The sequence below is a fragment of the Streptomyces sp. NPDC002698 genome (genome assembly GCF_042888945.1).
Taxonomy (GTDB): domain Bacteria; phylum Actinomycetota; class Actinomycetes; order Streptomycetales; family Streptomycetaceae; genus Streptomyces.
The window spans coordinates 172,520-194,442 of sequence record NZ_JBIAQM010000014.1 but is presented as its reverse complement, the minus strand read 5'-3'; the positions used below and the strand labels follow the sequence as shown (position 1 = coordinate 194,442).

The following is a 21,923-nucleotide window of genomic DNA, read 5'->3' as shown; positions in this document are numbered from 1 at the left end:
TGAGTACCCCTCAGGTAAAAGCCGAGGGGCGTTGCGAGCCTCCACGAGCGGTCCGCAACGCCCCTCATCCAAGAGCACGTGCTCCGCACGTCCCTCTGCCTGCCGGCGGACGGCTTCCCCGCGACGCGCCCCGTCCGCCGGCATCTCACGGCAGCGCGACCGTGCCGAACCGGATGTCGTACCCCTCGCCGCCGTGCATCACGGTGAGCATCCGCTCCCCCTCCGCGGTGACCTCGTCCCGCTGCGCCCCGGTGAGCCGGCCGAAGGGTTCGACGACCAGCGCTCCCTCCTCCAGCTTCCACAGGCCGGACACGAAACCGTCGACGAGCAGGGTGCGGTACGCCTGATTGCCCCGCCAGGTACGCCCCTTGAGGTCCGCGGGGACGACGCGGGAGCGGTCGGCGTGGGACAGCAGCAGATTGTCGAACTCGGGCAGGAAGCGGGGCGGCGCGGGGGTGTCCGGGCCGGGCCGGGGCGCGTCGGGCAGGTCGAAGAGTTCCGCTCCGTTCTCGTCGCGGAACACCGTCAGACCGGGCCGGAGCCGCTCGAAGACCTCACGGAGCCGGGTCAGGCCGGCCCAGGTCTGCATGTCCTTGACCGAGGCGGGGCCGAAGGCGGCGAGATAGCGCAGCACGGTCGCGTCGGGCGCGGGTGCGGGTTCGGCGGGACGGCCCAGCCAGTGCTCGGCGGTGGTGAGGGCGACCTGGCCGCTGCGGCCCCACAGACCGCGCGGGGTGACCTGGACGAGGGGCAGGGTGCAGCGGGCCGCGATGGAGAGGGCGAACGGGTCGGCGTCCGGCCACTGGGCGAGCAGCGCCTCCCGGAGCTGCTTCATGGTGCGCGGTTCGGCCTCCACCAGCTCACGGCTGATCGCTGCGAGCCGGTCCAGGTCGACGCCGGCCAGCCCCTCGCGGAAGTGGACCAGCTCCCGGTCGCGGGCGGCCTGCACCAGCGGGCGCAGGGTGAGGGCGGCGTCGGCGGTGTGCGTGTGGATGGTGGAGCGCATGGTGACGATCCGGACGACCTCGCGTGCGTCCATGGCCGCCGACAGGTCCCCGGGCCGAAAGCCGTCCAGGCGGGCCGCGAGGGCGTAGTACGGGGGCTTCGTGTTCTGCGCCTGAAGGCCGAGGAGGTGCCCGACGGCGGCCGTCGCGGACATCGGGGTGCGGCGCAGCAGGAGCTGACGGTCGAGGGTCGCGCGGTTGAGGGCGCGGGTGCCGAGCACGGGGGCCGTCGCGGTCGTCTTCGTCATGACCGGCACGCTAACGCCACTCGCGGACACCTTCTGTCCGCGACTCCCGCCCGGTCCCGCCCGGCACCTCGCACCCGGTGCGTCCGGCAGGACTCACCCGGTCCCGTCCGGACGACGGCCCGCGGACCGTTTGCCCCGTATATCCTGCTCGGAGATCGCGTAGACGTACGTTCGACCCTGGAGGCAGCCGCGATGTCCGAGCGACGCGCCCGCCCGGCCTCGGAGAACCGGCGGGGCACCGGGGACACGGACGGCTCCACGGAGGCGAAGGGGCCCGGGGACTCCGAGGGCCCCGGGGGACAAAAGGGCGCGAAGGCCGCACGGAAGCCCCTCTGGCGGCGGGCCCTGACTCCGCCTTCCGCTCCGCCACCGCGGCCCGCGGCACCGCACGAAGCACCCCCCGCGCCGGAGCCCGCCGAGGTCGTCAGCGTCGTCCAGTCCGCGTTGTACCGCGACGGGGTACGGGTGTCGACGCCCGGGTCGCTGGCGGAGACCTTCCGTGAACTGCGCGAGCAGTCGGACGGCATGGCGTGGATCGGCCTGGCCCGTCCGACGGCGGCCGAACTCCACTCGCTGGCGGCCGAGTTCGACCTGCATCCGCTGGCCGTCGAGGACGCGATGGAGGCGCACCAGCGTCCGAAGCTGGAACGGTACGGGGAGACGCTCTTCGTCGTCCTGAGCGCCGCCCGCTATCTGGACGCGGCCGAGGAGGTCGACTTCGGCGAGCTGCACGTGTTCGTGGGGCCGGACTTCGTGATCACCGTCCGGCACGGCGCGGCACCGGACCTCTCGGCGGTGCGCAGGCGCATGGAGGGCAGCCCGGAACTGCTGAGGCTCGGCCCCGAGGCCGTCCTCTACGCGATCCTCGACTCCGTCGTCGACGGTTACGTCCCGGTGGTCTTCGGCGTCCAGAACGACATCGACGAGATCGAGACCGAGGTCTTCCGCGGCGACCCCGCGGTGTCCCGCCGCATCTACGAACTCTCCCGCGAGATGGTCGAGTTCCAGCGTGCCACCCGCCCGCTCGTCGGCATGCTGCACAGCCTGATGGCCGGCTTCGCCAAGTACCGCACGGACGAGGAGCTCCAGCGCTACCTGCGCGACGTCGCCGACCACGTCACGCACACCAGCGAGCGGGTCGACGGATTCCGCCAGGCCCTCACCGACATCCTCACCGTCAACGCGACCCTCGTCACCCAGCAACAGAACGCCGAGATGCGGGCGTTGGCGGAGGCGGGCTTCGAACAGAACGAGGAGATCAAGAAGATCTCGTCCTGGGCGGCGATCCTGTTCGCCCCGACGCTGGTCGGGACGATCTACGGCATGAACTTCGACCATATGCCGGAGCTGCACTGGGTGTTCGGGTACCCCTTCGCGATCATCCTGATGGCGGTCGTCTGTACCAGTCTGTACGTCATCTTCAAACGGAAGGACTGGCTCTGAGTCCTTCCGCGGCGCGCGATCAGGCGGAGCGTTCCTGACCGTCGATGAGCCTCCCGACCGCGGACAGGATGCCTTCCAGGGCGCGGGCCTCGTCATGGCCGCGCGAACAGATCACCGGGCTCTCACCGCGTCAGGGAGCCACGTACTCGAAGGCGAACAACCCCGCCGTCGTCCCCGCGAACAACGCCCGGCCGTCCGGGGACCAGGAGCACGACCACACGCCGCTGTCGGTGCGCATCATGGTCAGGACCTCGCCGTTCGAGGGGGCGTGGATCCGTACGGTCTCATCCGCGCCGGCGGTGGCGAGGCAGGAGCCGTCGGGGCTGAAGGCCACCGCGCGCACCGGTCCGCGGTGACGGTTCAGCAGGCGCACCACGGCGCCGGTGGACGGATCCCAGATCCGCACCGTCGTATCGCTGCTGCCGGTGGCCAGAAGCGAGCCGTCCGGGCTGAAGGCCACCGCGTGGAGCTGGTCGGTGTGGCCGGTCAGGGTGCGGACCACGTCGCCGGTGGACGGGTCCCAGATCCGCACCGTCGTGTCGTGGCTGGCGGTGGCCAGGAGCGTGCCGTCGGGGCTGAAGGCCACCGCGCGCACCGGTCCGCGGTGACGGTTCAGCAGGCGCACCATGGCGCCGGTGGACGGGTCCCAGATCCGTACCGTCGTATCGCTGCTGCCGGTGGCCAGAAGCGAGCCGTCCGGGCTGAAGGCCATCGCGTGGAGCTGGTCGGTGCGTCCCCGCAGGGTACGTACCGTCTCACCGGTGGCCATGTCCCACACCCGCAGTGTCTTGTCGCTGCTGCTGGTCGCCAGACGGGTGCCGTCCGGACTGAACGCCACCGCCAGCACCGCGCCGTGGTGTCCGCGCAGGGTGCGGGTGATCTCGCCGGTGACGGGGTCCCAGATCGGCACGGCGGTGTCGCGGTTGCTGGTGGCGACGCAGGAACCGTCCGGACCGGCGGCGACCACGTGCAACCGGTCGGTGCGGCCGGTCAGCGGTACCGGTGTGCCACTGGGCGTCGGGTCCCACGCCAGGGCGATGCGATCGTTTCCGCCGCTGACGAGGCGAGCGCCGTCCGGGCCGAACGCCACACCGAGCACGGCCCCGCGATGCCCGGTCAGGGTGTGCACCGCCCGGCCGGTGCCGGTGTCCCAGATCCGCACCACGGCGATATTGCTGCCGGTGGCGAGGCGGGAGCCGTCCGGGCTGAAGCCCGCCGCCCGCACCACACCGGACAGATCGTGGACGGCCTCCTCTCCACCGGGCTCCCAGATCCGCAGCGTGCGGTCGTTGCTGCAGGTCAGCACACGGGAACCGTCGGGGGTGAACGCCAGTGCGCGCACCGGCCCGCGGTGTCCGGTCAGCACGCGCGGCGCCCGGACACCGGTGACAGGCCCGGCTCCCGGCCCGCGGTCAGGGCCCAGGGGCGCGACGTCCCAGATCCGTGCGGTCGCGTCCGCACCGCCGCTGGCCAGGAGCGAGCCGTCCGGGCTGAACGCCATCGCGGACACCAGGCCCCCGTGACCGGTCGCCGTGTGCAGCGACTCACCGGTCGCCGGATCCCAGATCCGCACCGTCATGTCGCTGCCGCCGGTGGCCAGGAGCGAGCCGTCCGGGCTGAACGTCACGACGAGGACCGGCCCTTCGTGTCCCCTCACGGTACGCACCGCCCGGCCGGTGGCCGCGTCCCAGATCCGTACGGTCGCGTCACGGCCGCCGGTGGCCAGCGAGCGGCCGTCGGGACTGAAGGCCACGGCGCGTACCGGCCCGTCGTGGCCGGTCAGAGTGTGAAGGGCCTCCCCCGTGGCGGAACTCCATATCCGTACCGTCGTGTCGCGGCTGCTCGTGGCGACGCGGGCACCGTCCGGGCTGTACGCCACCGCGTGCACCGGCCCGCGGTGGCCGGTCAGGGTACGCATCAGGGCGGGGTCGGGCAGGTCCGGAGGAGGCCAGCGGTCGATGAGGGCGGGAGTGCCGGCGGGGAGGGGGCGGGCGGGCCATCGCGGGGCGCCGGTGACGCGGCTGCGCAGGACCGTGTCGAGGGCGTGGGGCGGGGTGGTGGGGGTGAGCAGGTGTGCGGCTTGGGCCAGTTGGCGGGCGAGGGGCTGGGCCGGAGCTCCCAGACGGTCGAGATCACGCCAGGGGGCGGTGGGGCCACGCTGATGCAGGCGCGCGCGGACCCACCGGAAATCCCCCGCGAGGGTGAGTGCCTGTGCGGAACGGCCGGCGTCGAGGAAGTGCTCGACGAGATGGTCCAGCAGGTAGCCGTCCGTGACCCGCCACCACGGCGCCGCCCCGTCCTCGACCGCGGGCAGGGAAGCCTCGACGGCGTCGAGCAGAGCGGCGTTCGCGGTGTTCAGCCCCGCGGGCCCCAGTTCCCCGCGCAGGTAGTCGCGGACGACGTCGTGGACGGTGACGGCTCCGCCGGCCACGGTGGTCCCGATGCCGAGCAGCGACAGGTCGGCCATCTGCTTGCACAGGGCGCGGGTGGCGGTCTCGTCGAGGTTGCCGGTGGCGTGCCACAGCGTCGCCACCAGGTCGACGGGCACGCTCTCGTCCTCGGCGAACACCCCGAGTTCGTTGAAGCGCTGCTCGGCCCGCTCGTGCGGAAGGAGCGTCGAGGCGGCGCGGATGCTGGCCCGTACGGCGGTGTTGCGCTGGTCGGGATCGTTGAGGTCGAGGGTGCCGTCGGGGTCCTGGACGGCGGGACCGTCGGCGCGCAGCCGCCGCAGGAGCGTCCTGGCCGCGGCGGTGGGATCGGCTCCCGTGGCCGTCTGGTCGACGAGGAACTTGTTCGCGATGCCCAGCAGCAGCGCCCATCGTCCCGTCGCCTCGACCAGTTCCTCCACCACCTCGCGCCGCGGCGGGGCGGGGAGACGGTGGGTGAGCAGGAGCCGGGCCTGCTCCACCGTCATGCGGTCGACCTCGATCCGCACCGCGGCGGCCGGGAGCACATCGGCCCTGCGCGTGGTCACCAACCGGACACAGGACCTCTCGGCACCCCGCAGGAAAGGGGTGAGCTGCTCTCGCTCCCAGACGTCGTCGATGATCAGCAGGGTGCGCGGCCGCCCGGCGAGGAGCGTGCCGAGACGGGCTCCGGCGCGCTCGGGGTCCGAACCGCTCTCGGTGGTGTCGCCGGTGATCAGGCGGGTTTCCTCCGCGACCTTCGCGGCGATGGCCGCACGGCCGCGCACCTCCCGGCCCATGGTGATCAGGTGGACGCCGCCCGGGAACCGGCGCTGCACCGAACGCTGGGCGGCCACGTATCTCGCCAGACTGGTCTTGCCGAACCCGCCGGCGCCGTGCAACCCGGCCGCGATCGCCACCGGAGCGTCGCTCCCCCGGCGTCCGGTGCGCCTACGGACGGCCTTGATGACGACGGCCGCCTCGTCTCTGTTCACCCACCACTCCGGCACCTCGGGAGGCGCCGGACGACCGGCCGCGGCCGACGGCGCGCCGGGGACCGCCCGCAAGGAGACCACCAGGGCGACCAGTCCCGCCGCCGAGCCGAGGACACTCGCCACCGGGTCGGCGACACCCCAGCCGTCACGTACCGCCGTCACCAGCAGCCACACCGCGGCCGCCACGCATACGGCGATGACGGCGCGTGTCCCCCAGCGTCCCCGTGATCCCATGGGACCTGATGATTCCCTCCGGCACCGGACCGGTGCCAGTCCTTCACCACTCCGCCGGAAAGCGCGCACCACGATGCCGGGAGCGCGTGGGGAGAATCGAATGCGCACCGCCGGGACGATCTACGGCATGAGTTTCAGTCACCTGCCCGAGCCGCACCGGGTGTTCGGGTACCCCTTCGCGATCGTCCTGACGGCGGTCGTCCGCACGAGCCCGTACGTCATCCTCAAGCGGCGCGACCGGCTCCGGGCGAACGCGGCCGGAACGAAAGCCCGTTGGCCATCGGTTTCGTCTAACTAAGCGCTACAGAAGGCCTGTTGAGACTCACAGGTCGGTGTCCCGCACATGCCGAACCCGCGTGCCGGACGAGCCGCCCAGAGCGGCGCGATGACACCAAAGCGCCCGTAGCCGGACATCCGTCGGCGGATCCGGCCCCAAATCTTGGGCACAAATTCCACACATCCCCCTCTTCATAACGGCCCTGATGGTCTAGATTGACCGTGCTTCAGCTGTTCGGACACGACGCGACCAATAATGATCTATAGGTCCGGCGCCAGGAATGCCAGCATTGGCCTCCTCGACGCGGGACTTGGGGGTGGTCGGTTCTTGGGGTCCTGAAGGGGTTCGGGTGCGGGGACACCCGGGGTCCCGACGGGTTCCGGGACACCTCGGAAGTCCGACAGGAGTGCAAGTCCGCTGTCTTCAGGGCGAGTTGCTCAAACAGCCCTGAAACAGCGGGAGTTCGCAGGACGGGAGGCGGTGCCTCCCGGGGGGACGAACAGCGCGGCGCGGGAGGCGGGGGCCTCCCGGGGGGAGGAACAGCGCGGCGCGGCGCGGGAGGCGGGGGTGCCTCCCGGAGCGAGGAACAGTGTTAGGCGAACACGTCGAACCACTGGAACCTGGGGGGTTCTGTGCGGCAAGGGGGACTAGTACGCCCGTTTCCGTCTGCGCGCGAGCGTCTGACGAACGGGGCGATCGATCAGCCTGCGACCGACTGGGAGCAGCGGTACCGCCGTACCGTGATCACCAGCGACATGGTCGCCACCGCCTTCGTGGTGGCGGCGATCGGCAACTTCTTCGGGGCCCGGGACGCGGCCAACTGGCACGAGAAGTGGGGCATCCTCGCGTTCGGCACCGAACTGCTGGTGCTGGGGGCACTGGCGGTGGGCCGGGCGTGGGCTCCGGCCGTGCTCGGCCAGGGCGCCGAGGAGTTCCGCCGGCTCGGGCGCTCGCTGTTCGCGGCGACCGTCGTCCTGGCGCTCGGCGGGATCGCGCTCACCTCGCGCAACATCAAACTCTGGATCTTCGTCGCGATCCCCGCGATCGCGCTCGTCACCATGACCGTGCGCTATCTGCTGCGCCTGTGGCTGCACAAGCAGCGCAAGGAAGGACGGTGTCTGCGACCGGTGCTCGCCGCCGGGAGCCCGGCGACCCTGCGCGACCTGGTCACCCGGACCCGCAAGTTCCCGCACCTCGGCTGGCGGGTGGAGGCGGTGTGCACGACCGACGGACACGGGCTCGACGGTGACGAGTTGGACGGCGTGCCGGTCGTCGGGCGGCTGACGGACGTCGCGAACCACGTGCACCGCGACGGCTACCGCGTCGTCGCGGTCACCCCGGACCCGCACTGGTCGCCGGACCGGCTGCAACGGCTGGCCTGGAACCTGGAGGGCAGCGACGCCGAGATGGTCGTGGCCCCCGTGCTGATGGAGGTGGCCGGTCCGCGGCTGCACGTCGACGCGGTGCTCGGGATCCCGCTGCTGCGGGTCAGCATGCCGGCCTTCACCGGCGGCCGCCGCGCGGTCAAGGTGGTCGTCGACCGGCTGGGCGCCGCCGTCCTGCTGGTGCTGTTCGCGCCGCTGATGGTGTTCGTCGGGCTGCTCGTGCTCCTCGACAGCCGGGGCGGGGCGTTCTACCGCCAGCGCCGGGTCGGCAAGAACGGCCGCGAGTTCACGATTCTCAAGTTCCGCACCATGGTCTCCGGGGCCCACAAGGCACGTGCGGAGCTGGCCGGCCTCGACGAGGGCGCCGGCCTGTTGTTCAAGGTCCGCCGGGACCCGCGGGTGACCCGGGTGGGGGCGGTGCTGCGCCGGTACTCGATCGACGAGCTCCCGCAGCTTTTCAACGTGCTGACCGGATCGATGTCACTCGTCGGTCCGCGGCCTCCGTTACCGGAGGAGTCCGCCGCGTACGGCCCGGACATCCGGCGGCGGCTGCTGGTCAAGCCGGGACTCACCGGCCTGTGGCAGATCAGCGGACGCAGCGACCTGTCGTGGGAGGAGGCGGTGCGGCTGGACCTGCGGTACGTGGAGGACTGGTCGCTCGCCCTGGACACAGTGATCTTGTGGAAGACGCTGCGTGCGGTGCTCTACGGGCAGGGGGCCTACTGATGCGCGCAGGACGTCGTCGGGCAGGCGCGTTTACGGCAGGCCGCAAGGGCCTGCCCGGGGGGAGGAACGGGTCATGAAGGTCAGCGTTTTCGGGCTCGGTTACGTGGGCTGCGTGTCGGCCGCGTGCCTGGCCGGCCAGGGCCACGAGGTCATCGGCGTGGACGTCAACCAGGTGAAGGTCGACCTGGTCAACGACGGCAAGGCCCCGGTGGTCGAGGAGGGGATCGGCGAGCTCGTCGCCGACGTCGTGGGAAGCGGGGCCTTACGCGCCACCACCGACGTCCGTGAGGCGATCGCGGACAGCGAGGTGTCGCTGATCTGCGTGGGCACGCCCTCGGAGCCCAACGGCAGCCTGTGCACCACGTACTTGGAGCGGGTCACCGAGGAGATCGGTGCCGCGCTGGCCGAGCGGGGCGGGCGGCACACCGTGGTGTTCCGCAGCACCATGCTCCCGGGCACCTGCCTGAACCTGCTGGTGCCGATCCTGGAGAAGTACGTCGGCGGAACGGCCGGCGTGGACGTCGGGGTCGCGGTCAACCCGGAGTTCCTGCGCGAGGGCACGAGCGTGCGGGACTTCTTCGACCCGCCGAAGACCGTCATCGGCGAACTCGACGCGGCGAGCGGCGATGTGGTGGCGGCCCTGTACGAGGGACTGCCCGGCGAGGTGTTCCGGGTGCCGATCCCGGTGGCCGAGGCGATCAAGTACGCGGACAACGCGTTCCACGGCCTCAAGATCGGTTTCGCGAACGAGCTGGGCGCGGTGTGCCAGGCACTCGGGGTGGACTCGCACCAGGTGATCGACGTGTTCCTGGCCGACCGCAAGCTGAACATCAGCCCCGCCTACCTGCGGCCCGGTTTCGCCTTCGGCGGCTCGTGCCTGCCCAAGGACCTGCGCAGCCTGGTCCACGCGGCGCAGCGGGCGGACGTCTCGGTGCCCATCCTCTCCCACGTGCTGCCCTCCAACTCCGACCATCTGCAGCGCGCGGTGGAGATGGTCGAGCGCACCGGCAAGCGCAAGGTGGGCCTGTTCGGGCTGTCCTTCAAGCCCGGCACCGACGACCTCCGCGAGAGCCCGCTCGTCGAACTGGCGGAGAGGCTCTTCGGCAAGGGGTACGACCTGCGGATCCACGACGCCAACGTGAGCCTCTCCCGGCTGCTCGGCGCGAACCGCGAATACATCGAGACCCGGCTGCCGCACCTGGCGCAGCTGCTCGCGGACTCCGTCGACGAGGTGCTGGAACACGCGGAGGTGTGCCTGGTCGGAACCAGGGACCCGGCCGTGCTGTCGGCGCTGCCCCACGGCGACGGCCCGATGATCGTCGATCTCATCCACCTTCCCGACGCCGACGCGCGCCGGACCGAACCGGGATACATGGGCCTTGCTTGGTGACACGACCAGCGGCGACCGGCACGACCGGCGCGCGCTGATCCTGGTGGAGAACCTGTCGGTGCCCTTCGACCGACGGGTGTGGCAGGAGTGCACGACGCTGCGCGACGCCGGCTGGACGGTGCACGTCATCTGTCCCCGAGGCAGCAAGCGGGACACGGAGCCGGAGGCGGAGATCGACGGGGTGCGGATCCACCGCTACCCGTTGCGCGCTGCCACCGGCGGACCGGCCGGCTATCTGCGGGAGTACGGATCGGCGTTGTGGCACACCATGCGGCTGGCCCGGAAGATCGGCCCGGTCGACGTGGTGCACGCCTGCAATCCGCCCGACCTGCTGTTCCTGCCGGCGCGGTGGCTGAAGCGGCGCGGGGCGCGGTTCGTCTTCGACCAGCACGACCTGGTGCCCGAGCTGTACCTCTCCCGGTTCGACCGGGGCGAGGACCTGCTCTACCGCGGCGTGTGCGCGCTGGAACGGATGACGTACCGGGCCGCGGACGTCGTGCTCGCCACGAACGAGAGCTACCGGGACGTCGCGGTGAGCCGTGGCGGCAAGCGGCCGGAGGACGTCTTCGTCGTGCGCAGCGCGCCCGACATCGACCGCTTCCACCCCGTGGAGCCCGAGCCGGAGCTGAAGCGCGGCAAGCCCCATCTGCTGTGCTATCTCGGGGTCATGGGCCCGCAGGACGGCGTCGACTACGCCTTGCGGGCTCTGGCGAAACTCCGCGACGAGGTCGGGCGGACCGACTGGCACGCGGTGTTCGTCGGCGGCGGCGACACCTTCGAGGCGATGGTGGAGCTGTCCCGGCAGCTCGGGCTCTCGGAGCAGGTGCAGTTCACGGGGCGTATCCCGGACGCGGACCTGGTGCGCTACCTGTCCACCGCGGACGTGTGCCTCTCCCCCGACCCGCACAACCCGCTCAACGACGTCTCGACCATGAACAAGGTCCTGGAGTACATGGTGATGGGCAGGCCGCTCGTCTCCTTCGACCTCCGGGAGGCGCGCGTCTCCGCCGGTGACGCCGCCGTCTACGCGCCCGCCAACGACGAGGGCGAGTTCGCGCGGCTCATCGCGCAGCTGCTGGACGATCCCGAGAAGCGGGCCCTGATGGGCAAGATCGGACAGGAGCGGATCAGCGGCCCGCTCTCCTGGCGCAACTCCCAGGCGTCCCTGCTCGCCGCCTACGCCGCCGCCTGCCGCGACCACGCCCCGGCGTCGGCGGACGATCCGGACCGGGCACAGGGCGGAGGCCGCACCGTTGAACGATGACACGATACGCCTGGTCACGATCGGGCGGATCATCCGTCGGCGCTGGCGGCTCCTCACCGTCCTCGCCCTGCTGGGCGCGCTCGCCGGGTACGGCACGTCCTTGCTCTTCCCGCCGCGCTACACGACGTCGGCATCGGTACTGCTGCCGGGCGCCTGGGAGGAACGCGAGCTGGTGACCCAGGAGGAGATCGCGACCAGTTCGGTCGTGGTCGACCAGGCGGCCGCCGCGCTGCACTGGTCCGGGGTCAGCAACAGCGAGCTCCGGGACCGGGTGAGCGCCAAGACCTCCGACGGGAACATCATCAAGATCTCGGGCACGGCCGAGACCCCGGAGCGCGCGCAGCAGCTCTCCGACCAGGTGGCCAAGCAGTTCGTCACGTTCGCCGCGCGGATCGTGGACGACAACACCGACCCCGAGGCGGCGGCGCAGCGCGAGGCACTGCAGCAGACGGTGGTGCAGACCAGCCGTCGCATCACCGCGCTGGCCGACGCCGCCGATCCGGGGCAGACCGTGGAGAGCGTGCAGGCCCGCACCGAGCTCGAGAAGCTGCGTACCACGCTCCAGGAGGCCATCAGCAAGCTGGACCAGGCCGACCCCTCCGCCGGCAGGGCCAACATGGTCGTGATGGGGTCGGCCGCCCGGCCGACCGGCGAGGCACCGCCGACCAGGATCCAGCTCGTCGTCGCCGGGGCGCTGCTGTTCTTCCTGCTCGGGGTCGTCGGCCATCTCACCGCGGCCCGGATGAGCCGCCGGCTGCGCACCCAGCCGGAGATCGCCGCGGCGCTGGGCGCGGCGCTGCTGGGGACCGTCGACGTTCCCGGTGAACGGTCCGCGCACCGGCCGGAGAGCCGTGGCCCGCGGGCCGCGGTCCGCCGGCTGCTGGGCGTCGACGTCCGCTGGGACATACCCGCCCCGCAGGCCTCCGGCGACGAGGTCAGCAGGCAGATCCGCTACCGGCGGGTGTGTACCCGTCTCCGGGACCTGCTGCCCGCTCCGCGGGGGCTGCTGGTCGTCGTCCCGGAAGGCGACGAGATCGCCCGCCGGGCCGCGGGTCAGCTCGTCGCGGAGGCGGAGGGCGATCCGGTGCTGCGGATGGTGGGGGTCTCCGTGTCCCATCCGCTGGTGCCGGACCGCGGCAACGAGTCCGGTGCCCTGGTCGTGCTCAGCCCGGGCAGCTGGACCGCGGGGGAACTCGCAGGCATCGCCGAGGCCTGTGCGGACGCCAAGCACGAGATCGTCGGCATCGTCCTCGCCGGCATGGTCCGGGCCCTGCCGGCGCGCTCCGCCGGCCGTCCCCGGAACACCTCCACGCCGGTGCTCGCGGTCGGCCACGACGCGAAGGGAAGTTCAGGGTGACGACGAGTACGACTGCGGAGTCGTCGGCCGCCGCTCCGCTGCTGGATCTGCAGGCGCTGGTGGTGGCGGTGCGCAGACGGCGCCGCTTCTGGTGTGCCGTGGGGCTGCTGGGGCTGCTCGTGGGCGCGGCGGTGGCGGTCCTGCTGCCGGCGCCGCCGACCGCTGAGACCAAGGTGCTGGTCGCGCACCAGGAGGACCAGCCGAACGACCCCGGGACGCTGATCCGCACCGACGTCGCGCTGCTCCAGACCACGCGGATCGCCGACAGGGCCCTGAAGTCCCTCCACTCTCCGGAGAAGCCGGAGGACTTCATGAAGGACTACACGGGGATCGGCCTGACCAACAACCTGCTGCAGATCACGGTGACCGGTGACAGCGACGCGGACGCGGAGGCCCGCGCCAAGGCGCTGGCCGACGCGTTCGTCGCGGACCATGTGAAGCGGATCCGGGCGGCCGCGGACGCCGAGGCCAAGGCCCTGCTCGACCAGCGCGACCGCCTGCAGGGCGAACTCGCCCAGGTCAACAAGGCGATCGGGGACGGATCGACGCAGAGCGGGCCGACGGCGTCGGCGGACCTGGAGTCGCTCTTCGCCCGCCGGGCCGAACTCACCTCACGGATCTCCGACTTCGGCCAGCGCGCCGCCGAGGCGCGCATCGGCACGCCGAAGCTCATCGCCGGGACACAGATCGTGGACGCCCCGAGCGCGGTGCGGAACTCCCTGCCCAAGACCGCCGCCACCAACGCCGCGGTCGGCCTCGTCCTCGGTCTCGTCCTCGGCCTCGCGGTGGCCGCGGTCGGTTCGGTGGTGGCCGACCGCCCCGTGCTGCGCCGGGAGATCGCGTCGAACCTCGGCGCCTCGGTCGTCGCGGAGCTGCCCCGCCGGTCGGGCCGGCTGTGGCGGCGCCGGCGGATCCGGCTGGCACGCGAACGGCTCACCACATCCCTGGCGCGCACCGCGCGCGCCTCCGCGGAACCGGTGTCACTGCTCGAACTGGGCACCGCGCGCAGCACGAGCGTGCTCGCCCTGGACCTCGCCAGGGCGCTGGCGGCGGACGGGCCGGTGGTCGTCGTCGATGGTCTGCCCGGTCTGCAACTCGCCAAGCGCCGCCCCAAGCCGGGAGATCCGGCCGTGGTCAGCGGCGAAGGCGCCGCGTCCGTGCCGCATCAGGAACGCCGGGTCGGCGTCGGCTCGGTGGCACCCGGTACGGCGTGGACCGACCTGCGGTACCTCGGCACGCGGACCGTGCTGGTCGTCCGTGCCGGGCACGGCAGCGCGGCATGGCTGCACACCGTGGCACGGCAGCTCGCGGACCAGCGGATCGCGGTGCTCGGTGTGGTGCTGATCGACCCCGATCCGCGTGACCGGACCGACGGCACCCTGTGGGACGGGCTGGACACCGCGCTGCGCGGCCAGGACGAGCGGTCGGCCCGGCAGAGCGGGACGGCCCGGCGGGCGGAGCGGCAGCCGATGTGGGCGGCCCGCGTCCCGGACAGCGACCAGGAGGCACGGTAGGACATGTGTGGCATCGCGGGTACTTACCGATGGCCCGACGGGAAGGCCGTGGCCGACCGGCTCACCGAGACCCTCGCCCACCGGGGTCCGGACGGGGCCGGCCGCTACAGCCACCCCGTCGGTGACGGCGAGGTGCACCTCGGGCACCGCCGGCTGGCCATCATCGACCTGTCCGAGACCGGCGCCCAGCCGATGGTCTCGGGCGGCCTCGTCCTGACGTACAACGGCGAGCTGTACAACGCGCCCGAACTGCGTGCCGAGCTGGAGGCCTCCGGGGTGCGCTTTCGCGGCACCTCCGACACCGAGGTGCTCCTGGAGGCCTGGCGGCGCTGGGGCACGGACTGCCTGCCCCGGCTGCGCGGCATGTTCGCGTTCGGGATCTTCGACGAGCGAACCGGTGAGCTGGTGCTCGCCCGGGACCAGCTCGGCATCAAGCCGTTGTTCCTGCTCCGGCGCGGCGGGGGCCTGGTGTTCGCCTCCGAGCTCAAGGCGCTGGCCGCCGTGAGCGGCGGGTCGCTGGAGGTGGACCACGCCGCGCTGGTGGCCTCGCTGCTGTACTACTGGGTGCCGGACTCGCGCTGCGCGTTCCGCGAGGCGGAGAAACTGCCGCCGGGGAGCTGGATCCGGTTCCGGGCCGACGGCGGGGTGCAGCGCGGCCGGTACTGGAACCTGCGAGAGGTCGCGTCCGAGGGCCGGGAGCGTGCTCTCAGCGGCGACCTGCCGGACATCGCCGCCGTCGTCGAGGAGTCGACCCGGCGCCACCTGCTCTCCGACGTCCCCGTGGCGACCTTCCTCTCCGGCGGTCTCGACTCCAGCTATCTGACCGCGCTGGCGGCTCGCGACCGGCCCGGGATCTCCGCCTACACGATCGGATTCCGGGCCGAGGACGCCAAGTTCGAGGCGATGCCGGACGACCTGCGCTACGCCCGGCAGGTCGCCGAGCAATTCGGCGTCGACCTGCACGAGATCGAGATCGCCCCGGACGTGCTCGACCTGCTGCCGCGGATGACGCACGCCCTGGACGAGCCGATCGGCGACCCCGCCGCGATCAACACGTTCCTGATCTGCTCGGCCGCCCGGGAGGCCGGGGTCAAGGTGATGCTCTCGGGGATGGGTGCCGACGAGCTGTTCGCCGGCTACCGCAAGCACCTGGCCAATGTGATCGCGCTGCGCTACCAGCGCGTCCCGCGGCCCCTGCGGCGCGGTCTGTCCGCGGCCGTGGACCGGCTGCCGGTCGCCTCGGCCCGCCGCGGCTACCGCTCGGTGCGCTTCGCCAAGCGGTTCCTGTCCTTCGCCGATCTGCCGGAGGAGACCGCGTTCCGGCGCAGCTACACCATGTACGACCGGGACGAGCTGCTCGCCCTGATCGATCCGGACCTGGCCGGGACGGTCGAGGACGTGCTGACCGAGCACGCGGACGTCTACGAGGACAACGACCTCGACGACTTCGTCAACCGCATGTGCCTGGGCGACGCCCGGATGTTCCTGCCGGGCCTGAACCTCGCCTACACGGACCGGTCGAGCATGGCCGCGTCGACGGAGGTACGGGTGCCGTACGTGGACGTCGAGGTGGTCAGGGCGGCGTTCGCCGTACCCGGTGACCGCAAGATCGCCGGACGGCAGGGGAAGGCGGTCCTCAAGGAGGCGGCCGCCTCGGTCCTGCCCCGGGAGATCGTGTACCGGCCCAAGGGCCTGTTCAGCGCCCCGCTGCGCGCCTGGATGAGCAGGGATCTGGCACCGCTGGTGCGCGAGGTGGTGAACGACGGCGAGCTCGTCCGTTCGGGGCTCCTGCGCCGTGACGCGCTGGCGCGCATGGTCGCCGAGGACGCCGCCGGGCAGCGGGACTTCTCCAAGCATCTGTGGCATGTGCTGACCCTCGAGTACTGGTATCGCGGCGCGGTCTCCGGGTCCGGCCAGGACACTCGCTCGGCGGCCTAGAACACGGCTTAGAAACAAGGGGACTTCGGGTGAAGCAGGTTGTTCAGAACTACAAGAGCGGCGAGCTGGCGGTGCTCGACGTGCCGGTTCCGGAGTGCAAGCGGGGCGGTGTGCTGGTCCGCAGCGCCTACTCGCTGATCTCCACCGGGACCGAGCTGATGAAGGTGTCCGAGGCCGGCATGTCGATGCTGGGCAAGGCCCGTTCCCGGCCGGACCAGGTGGCCAAGGTCATGCAGAGCGTGGCCACCAACGGGGTGCCCGCCACCTACCGCAAGGTGATGGGCAAGCTGGACTCCTACACGCCGCTGGGCTACTCGCTGTGCGGGGTGGTCGAGCAGGTCGGCGCGGGGATCGACGACGTGAAGGTCGGCGACCTCGTGGCCTGCGCCGGCAACGAGCACGCGCTGCACGCCGAGCTGAACTGGGTGCCGAAGAACCTCTACGCCCCGGTACCGGACGGCCTCGCGCCGCGGCACGCGGCCTTCGGCACCGTCGGGTCGATCGCGATGCAGGGCGTACGCCAGGGCGAGCCGCAGCTCGGCGAGGTGGCACTGGTCATCGGCCTCGGGCTGATCGGGCAGCTGGTGGTGCAGCTCCTCGTCGCCGCGGGGGTCCGCGTCGTCGGGGCGGACCCTGACCCGACGCGCTGCGAGCTGGCCGAGCGCCTGGGTGCCGCGGCCTGCGGCGATCCCGCCTCCGCGGCCGTGGAAGCCGCCGTCGCCGAACTCACCGGCGGCCACGGCGTGGACCAGGTGTACCTGGCCGCCGGCGGCGGCAGCAACCAGCCCGTCGAGCTGGCCGCGCGGCTCTGCCGGGACCGCGGCCGGGTCGTCGACATCGGCAAGTGCCGTCTGGACCTGCCCTGGAACGCGTACTACGAGAAGGAACTCGACGTCCGCTTCTCCCGCAGCTACGGCCCCGGGCGCTACGACCCGGAGTACGAACTCGACGGCCGGGACTACCCGATCGGCTATGTGCGCTGGACCGAGCGCCGCAACCTGGCGTGCTTCCTCGATCTCGTCGCCCGCGGCCGCGTCGACGTGGAGCCCCTGGTCTCCCACATCGCCGACTTCGACGACGCCGTCGAGACGTACCGGAGTCTGAAGGACGGTGAACTCAAGGCCGTGGCCGTGCTGTTCCGGTACCCCGGGCAGACGGCCGGGACCAGTTCCGAGGCCGAGGCCTCGGTGGTGGCCGTGCCCGCGGTGCGGCGCGGCGCCGGAGTCTCCGGACCGGCCCGGCCGGCCACGGCGCCGGTGCGGCTGGCGTTCGTCGGCGCGGGCAACTACGCGACGTCGATGCTGCTGCCGCACCTGACGCAGCGCGACGGGGTCGAGCTGTCGACGGTCGTCACGACGACGGCGCTGTCCGCGGCCAACGCGCAGCGGAAGTTCGGCTTCGCCGAGGCGACCACCGACCTCGACGCCGTGCTCGGCGACAAGTCCATCGACGCGGTGTTCGTGGTCACCCGGCACAGCTCGCACGCCGAACTGACCCGCAAGGCCCTGCTCGCCGGCAAGACCGTGTTCGTCGAGAAGCCCCTGGCACTCACCGAGGACGAGCTGGCCGGTGTGCTCGCGGCGGTGGAGGAGTCCGGCAACGACCGGATCCAGGTGGGCTTCAACCGCCGGTTCGCGCCGCTGCTCCAGGAGGCCAGGAACCGGTTCGGCGCCCGGACCGGTCCGGCGAGCCTGCGCTATCTGGTCAACGCGGGCCGGCTGACCCACGGGAGCTGGTACCTCCAGCAGGGCACCGAGGGCTCACGGTTCGCGGGCGAGGGCGGACACTTCATCGACACGGCGAGCTGGCTGCTCGACGCCGACCCGGTCTCGGTGTACGCGGTCGCCTCCTCCGGCAACGAGGATCTTCAGGTCGTCCTGCGCTACCCGGACGGGTCCACCGCCGCCATCAGCTACGTCACCACCGGCGCGCCCGGCTTCCCCAAGGAGACGCTGGACCTGGTCGCGGACGGCAAGGTGCTGCGGCTCGACGACTTCGTGCGGGCCTCGCTGTATTCGGACGGCAGGGGCGGCCGCAAGCGGTGGGTCAGTTCGCGGCTTCCCAAGGCCCGGGACAAGGGCCAGTCCGCCGAACTGGCCGCGTTCGTCAAGGCCGTGCGGACCGGCGGTCCGATGCCGGTGCCGCTGGAGTCGCTCGTCGCCACCACGGCGGCCACCCTCGCCGTGCGGACCGGCCTGGCCGGCGGCGCGCCGGTGACGCTGGCGGGCGCTCGATGACCATGAGCGCGGGCTGGTACCTGCGGCGGCTGTCCCGGATGGGGCCGCGGGAGATCGGCGGCCGGGTGGGCGACACGGTGCGCAGACGGCGGTGGCGGTCGGCGCCGCCGGACTGCCCGGACGTGACCGGCGCCCGGTTCACCGCGTCACTGCCCGCGGGCGCGGTCGACGCGGTGGCGCCCGACGCCGCCAAGCGTCTCGTCGCCGAGGCGGACCGGCTGATGGCCGGGCACGCCGAGTTCTTCGGCGTCGAGCGCGACGACCTGGCCGACCCGGACTGGTGGTACGACCCGAAGACGGGACGCCGGGCGCCGGAGGGCTACGCCTTCGACGTGCCGTACCGCGACGAGGACCGGGTCGGGGACATCAAGCAGATCTGGGAGCCGTCCCGGCACCAGTACCTGACCGTGCTCGCCGCCGCCTACGCCCTCACCGGGGACGAGCGGTACGCCGAGCGGGTGGCCGGGCACCTGCGGTCGTGGTGGGCGGCCAACCCGCCGCTGCGCGGGGTGCACTGGACCAGCGGGATCGAGCTGGGCATCCGGCTGCTGTCCTGGGTGTGGGTCCGCCGGCTGCTCGACGGCTGGCCGGGCGCGGCCGCTCTGTTCGAGGACAACCCGGTGGCGCTGAACCAGATCTGGCACCACCAGCGCTGGCTGGCCGCCTTCCCCAGCCGCGGGTCCTCGGCGAACAACCACGTCATCGCCGAGACCGCCGGGCAGTTCGCCGCGGCCTGCGCGTTCGGGTGGTTCCCCTCCTCGGCGCGCTGGCGGGCCGACGCGCTGCGGTCGCTGGAGCGGCAGTTACGGAGCAACACCTTCCACTCCGGCCTCAACCGCGAGCTGGCCACCGAGTACCACGGGCTGGTGCTGGAGCTCGGCCTGGCCGCGGTGGCCGAGGCGGACGCGGCGGGCGTACCCGTCCCCGTGACGGTCCGGCTGGTGCTGCTGCGGATGACCGACGCGCTCGCCGCCGTCGTGGACAACCGGCTGCGGCCGCCGCGCCAGGGGGACGCGGACGACGGGCACGGTCTGGTCGTGGACGGCGCCGGCACCGACCGCTGGGGCTCGCTGCTGGCCACCGGAGACGCCGTGTTCGGCCGGCTCGCCTGGTGGCCGGCGGTGACCGGCACCGATGTGCGGACCCCGCTGCTGGCCGCGCTCGTCCAGCCGTACTCGCTGATCGAGAACGCGCCGGCCGTGTCCCGCCCGGCGGAGCGGCCGGCCCATTTCGCCGACGCGGGCATGACCATCCTGCGCGGTCCGGGAGAGATCTGGTGCCGCTGCGACGGCGGTCCGCACGGGTTCCTGTCGATCGCCGCGCACGCTCACGCGGACGCGCTGTCCGTGGAGGTCCGGCACGACGGGGTCGACGTGCTCGCGGACCCGGGGACGTACTGCTACCACGGGCAGCCCGAGTGGCGGCGGTACTTCCGGTCGACGCTCGGCCACAACACTCTGGAGCTGGACGGCGGTGACCAGTCCGTCTCCGGCGGCCCGTTCCTGTGGACCCGGCACGCCCGGACCCGTGTCCTGGTCACGGACCCGTCCGGAGCCTCCGACGGCGGGGTGGCCCGCTGGTGCGCCGAGCACGACGGCTACGAGGGCTCCACGCACCGCCGCCGGGTGGAACTGACGGCCGCGAGCGGGGAGTTGACGGTGGTCGACGAGGTGCGCGGCCCGCGCCGGGAGGTGCGTCTGGCCTTCCACCTCGGCCCGGCGATCACGGCGGAGCTGGTGGGGACCCGGGCGCTGCTCAGCTGGACCCGGGACGGCGAGGACCGCTCCGCGGAGCTCGACCTGCCCGGGCGGCTGACCTGGCGGGCCCACCGCGGCGAGAGCGAACCGCCGCTGGGCTGGTACTCCGCCGGCTTCGGGCGCAAGGAACCCGCCACCACGCTGGTCGGCACCGGCGTCGCCGAGGGCACGCAGGAGTTCACCACCGTACTCAGGTTCCACGGCTAGGGAGGAAAGGACGCTTGGGGATCAACTGGCGGCACTGGGCGCTTCCGGCTGCGCTGCTGGCGCTGGCCGTGCCGGCGGCGACCGGCTGCGACAGCTCGCACGACGCGCGGCTGAAGCCGACCGCCGGGCCGTCCACGTCCGTGGCCCGGGTGTGCGCCAAGCCCGCGTCCGGACCGGCGAAGGCGCCGGCGGGCGCGGTGACGGTCGACCCCTCGAAGGCCGGTGACCTGGCCGCGAAGACCAAAAGCAGCCCCCCGAACACCACGTTCTGGCTCAAGCCGGGCAAGCACAGGCTCGAGGCGAACCGGTTCGCCCAGGTCATCCCCAAGAAGGGGGACGTCTACCTCGGCGCGCCGGGCGCGGTGCTCGACGGCCGGAAGACCAACCAGTACGCGTTCGGTGGCACCGCCCGCGACGTCTCCATCCGCTATCTGACCGTGCAGGGTTTCGTCGCCCCGCGCGACGAGGGCGTGGTCAATCACGACTCGGCCGACGGGTGGGTGATCGAGCACGCCACGATCCAGCGCAACTCGGGCGCCGGGCTGATGGCCGGGGCACGGCAGCAGGTCCGCGCCAGCTGCCTGCGCGACAACGGCCAGTACGGCGTGAACGCGTACAAGGGCAACGGCCGGATCATCGGCCTGGTGCTCGAGGGCAACGAGATCGTGGGCAACAACACGGACGACTGGGAGCGCAAGCGGTCGGGCTGCGGTTGCACCGGAGGCGTCAAGTTCTGGGCCGTCGACGGCGCCGACATACGCGGCAACTGGGTGCACGACAACCGCGGGACCGGGTTGTGGGCGGACACCAACAACAACGACTTCCTCATCGAGGACAACGTGCTCGAGGCCAACGACGGGGCCGCGCTGATCTACGAGACCAGCTACAACGCGGTCATCCGGAAGAACACGATCCGGCGGAACAACTGGGTCGAGGGCCGCAAGTACGCGGACCGCGGGGACAACTTCCCCTTCGCGACCCTCTACTTGTCCGAGTCCGGCGGCGAACCGCGGGTCCGGGCCCGCACGGACAAAATCGAGGTCTACCGGAACCTGCTGGAGGACAACTGGTCCGGGATCACCCTGTGGGAGAACGCCGACCGGTTCTGCAACAGCCCGGCCAACACCTCCTCCGGTGACTGCACGCTGCTGGTGAAGGACATCGACCGCTGCGCCCAGCCGGCGATCGCCACCGAACCGCTCTACGCCGACTGCCGGTGGAAGACCCAGCGGGTGGACATCCACAACAACCGCTTCGTGCTGGACACGTCCGTCGTCGGCTGCACGGTGAAGTGCGACCGCATGGCGGTGCTGGCCAACTACGGCACCTATCCGGACTGGTCGCCGTACCAGGGCGACCGGGTGGCGGAGGCGATCACCGGCAAGCAGCACAACCGCTGGTACGACAACACCTACGTCGGACCGTGGAAGTTCGTCGCCCACGACCCGAGCCGGGTCCTCGACTCCGCGCAGTGGCAGGGCACGCCGTACCGGCAGGACGCGGGCAGCAGCTTCCGCACCCAGGACGGTGGTTGAGATGAGC

13 protein-coding genes are annotated in these 21,923 nt (G+C 72.1%); 11 read left to right on the top strand and 2 right to left on the bottom strand.

Annotation, left to right across the window (positions count from 1 at the left end):
- Positions 1 to 145: 145 nt before the first annotated feature.
- Positions 146 to 1,252 carry a winged helix DNA-binding domain-containing protein gene (locus tag ACFYW9_RS21570; RefSeq protein ID WP_389152593.1) on the bottom strand — a complete coding sequence of 369 codons (1,107 nt, stop codon included), beginning with the start codon at positions 1,250 to 1,252 and terminating at the stop codon, positions 146 to 148.
- 192 nt (positions 1,253 to 1,444) lie between these two features.
- On the opposite strand from ACFYW9_RS21570, the gene ACFYW9_RS21565 reads away from it, so the two are divergent.
- Positions 1,445 to 2,695, top strand: coding sequence for a magnesium and cobalt transport protein CorA (locus ACFYW9_RS21565; RefSeq protein WP_389152590.1), 1,251 nt, complete (start codon positions 1,445 to 1,447; stop codon positions 2,693 to 2,695).
- 130 nt (positions 2,696 to 2,825) lie between these two features.
- Here ACFYW9_RS21565 and ACFYW9_RS21560 read toward each other — a convergent pair whose 3' ends face one another.
- Positions 2,826 to 6,329: an NB-ARC domain-containing protein gene (locus ACFYW9_RS21560; RefSeq protein ID WP_389152587.1), complete on the bottom strand. Its 3,504-nt coding sequence runs from the start codon at positions 6,327 to 6,329 to the stop codon at positions 2,826 to 2,828.
- 127 nt (positions 6,330 to 6,456) lie between these two features.
- Between ACFYW9_RS21560 and ACFYW9_RS21555 the strand changes: the two genes are divergently transcribed.
- From ACFYW9_RS21555 to ACFYW9_RS21510, 10 genes are all read left to right on the top strand, one after another.
- Positions 6,457 to 6,627: a hypothetical protein gene (locus tag ACFYW9_RS21555; RefSeq protein ID WP_389152584.1), complete on the top strand. Its 171-nt coding sequence runs from the start codon at positions 6,457 to 6,459 to the stop codon at positions 6,625 to 6,627.
- 611 nt (positions 6,628 to 7,238) lie between these two features.
- A complete protein-coding gene (locus tag ACFYW9_RS21550; RefSeq protein WP_351861133.1) occupies positions 7,239 to 8,717 on the top strand; it encodes a sugar transferase in 1,479 nt (492 codons plus the stop codon).
- Positions 8,718 to 8,790: 73 nt separating this feature from the next.
- Positions 8,791 to 10,107, top strand: a complete 1,317-nt coding sequence (locus ACFYW9_RS21545; protein WP_351861135.1) for a nucleotide sugar dehydrogenase — start codon at positions 8,791 to 8,793, stop codon at positions 10,105 to 10,107.
- Positions 10,097 to 11,371 carry a glycosyltransferase family 4 protein gene (locus tag ACFYW9_RS21540; protein WP_389152579.1) on the top strand — a complete coding sequence of 425 codons (1,275 nt, stop codon included), beginning with the start codon at positions 10,097 to 10,099 and terminating at the stop codon, positions 11,369 to 11,371. Before ACFYW9_RS21545 ends, ACFYW9_RS21540 begins: the two co-directional genes overlap by 11 nt.
- Entirely contained in the window at positions 11,361 to 12,728 is a 1,368-nt protein-coding gene (locus ACFYW9_RS21535; RefSeq protein ID WP_389152576.1) for a Wzz/FepE/Etk N-terminal domain-containing protein, read from the top strand. The genes ACFYW9_RS21540 and ACFYW9_RS21535 overlap by 11 nt, the downstream gene beginning before the upstream one ends.
- The gene (locus tag ACFYW9_RS21530) at positions 12,725 to 14,242 is read left to right on the top strand and encodes a Wzz/FepE/Etk N-terminal domain-containing protein (protein ID WP_389152573.1); all 1,518 of its coding nucleotides are present in this window, start codon (positions 12,725 to 12,727) and stop codon (positions 14,240 to 14,242) included. The genes ACFYW9_RS21535 and ACFYW9_RS21530 overlap by 4 nt, the downstream gene beginning before the upstream one ends.
- Positions 14,243 to 14,245: 3 nt before the next feature.
- Positions 14,246 to 16,180: an asparagine synthase (glutamine-hydrolyzing) gene (gene asnB / locus ACFYW9_RS21525; RefSeq protein WP_389152570.1), complete on the top strand. Its 1,935-nt coding sequence runs from the start codon at positions 14,246 to 14,248 to the stop codon at positions 16,178 to 16,180.
- 29 nt (positions 16,181 to 16,209) lie between these two features.
- Positions 16,210 to 18,417, top strand: coding sequence for a bi-domain-containing oxidoreductase (locus tag ACFYW9_RS21520; protein WP_389152567.1), 2,208 nt, complete (start codon positions 16,210 to 16,212; stop codon positions 18,415 to 18,417).
- Positions 18,414 to 20,381: an alginate lyase family protein gene (locus ACFYW9_RS21515; protein WP_389152564.1), complete on the top strand. Its 1,968-nt coding sequence runs from the start codon at positions 18,414 to 18,416 to the stop codon at positions 20,379 to 20,381. Before ACFYW9_RS21520 ends, ACFYW9_RS21515 begins: the two co-directional genes overlap by 4 nt.
- A 14-nt stretch (positions 20,382 to 20,395) precedes the next feature.
- Complete coding sequence (locus tag ACFYW9_RS21510; protein ID WP_389152561.1) at positions 20,396 to 21,916, top strand: right-handed parallel beta-helix repeat-containing protein; 1,521 nt, start codon at positions 20,396 to 20,398, stop codon at positions 21,914 to 21,916.
- The last annotated feature ends 7 nt before the right edge of the window (positions 21,917 to 21,923 follow it).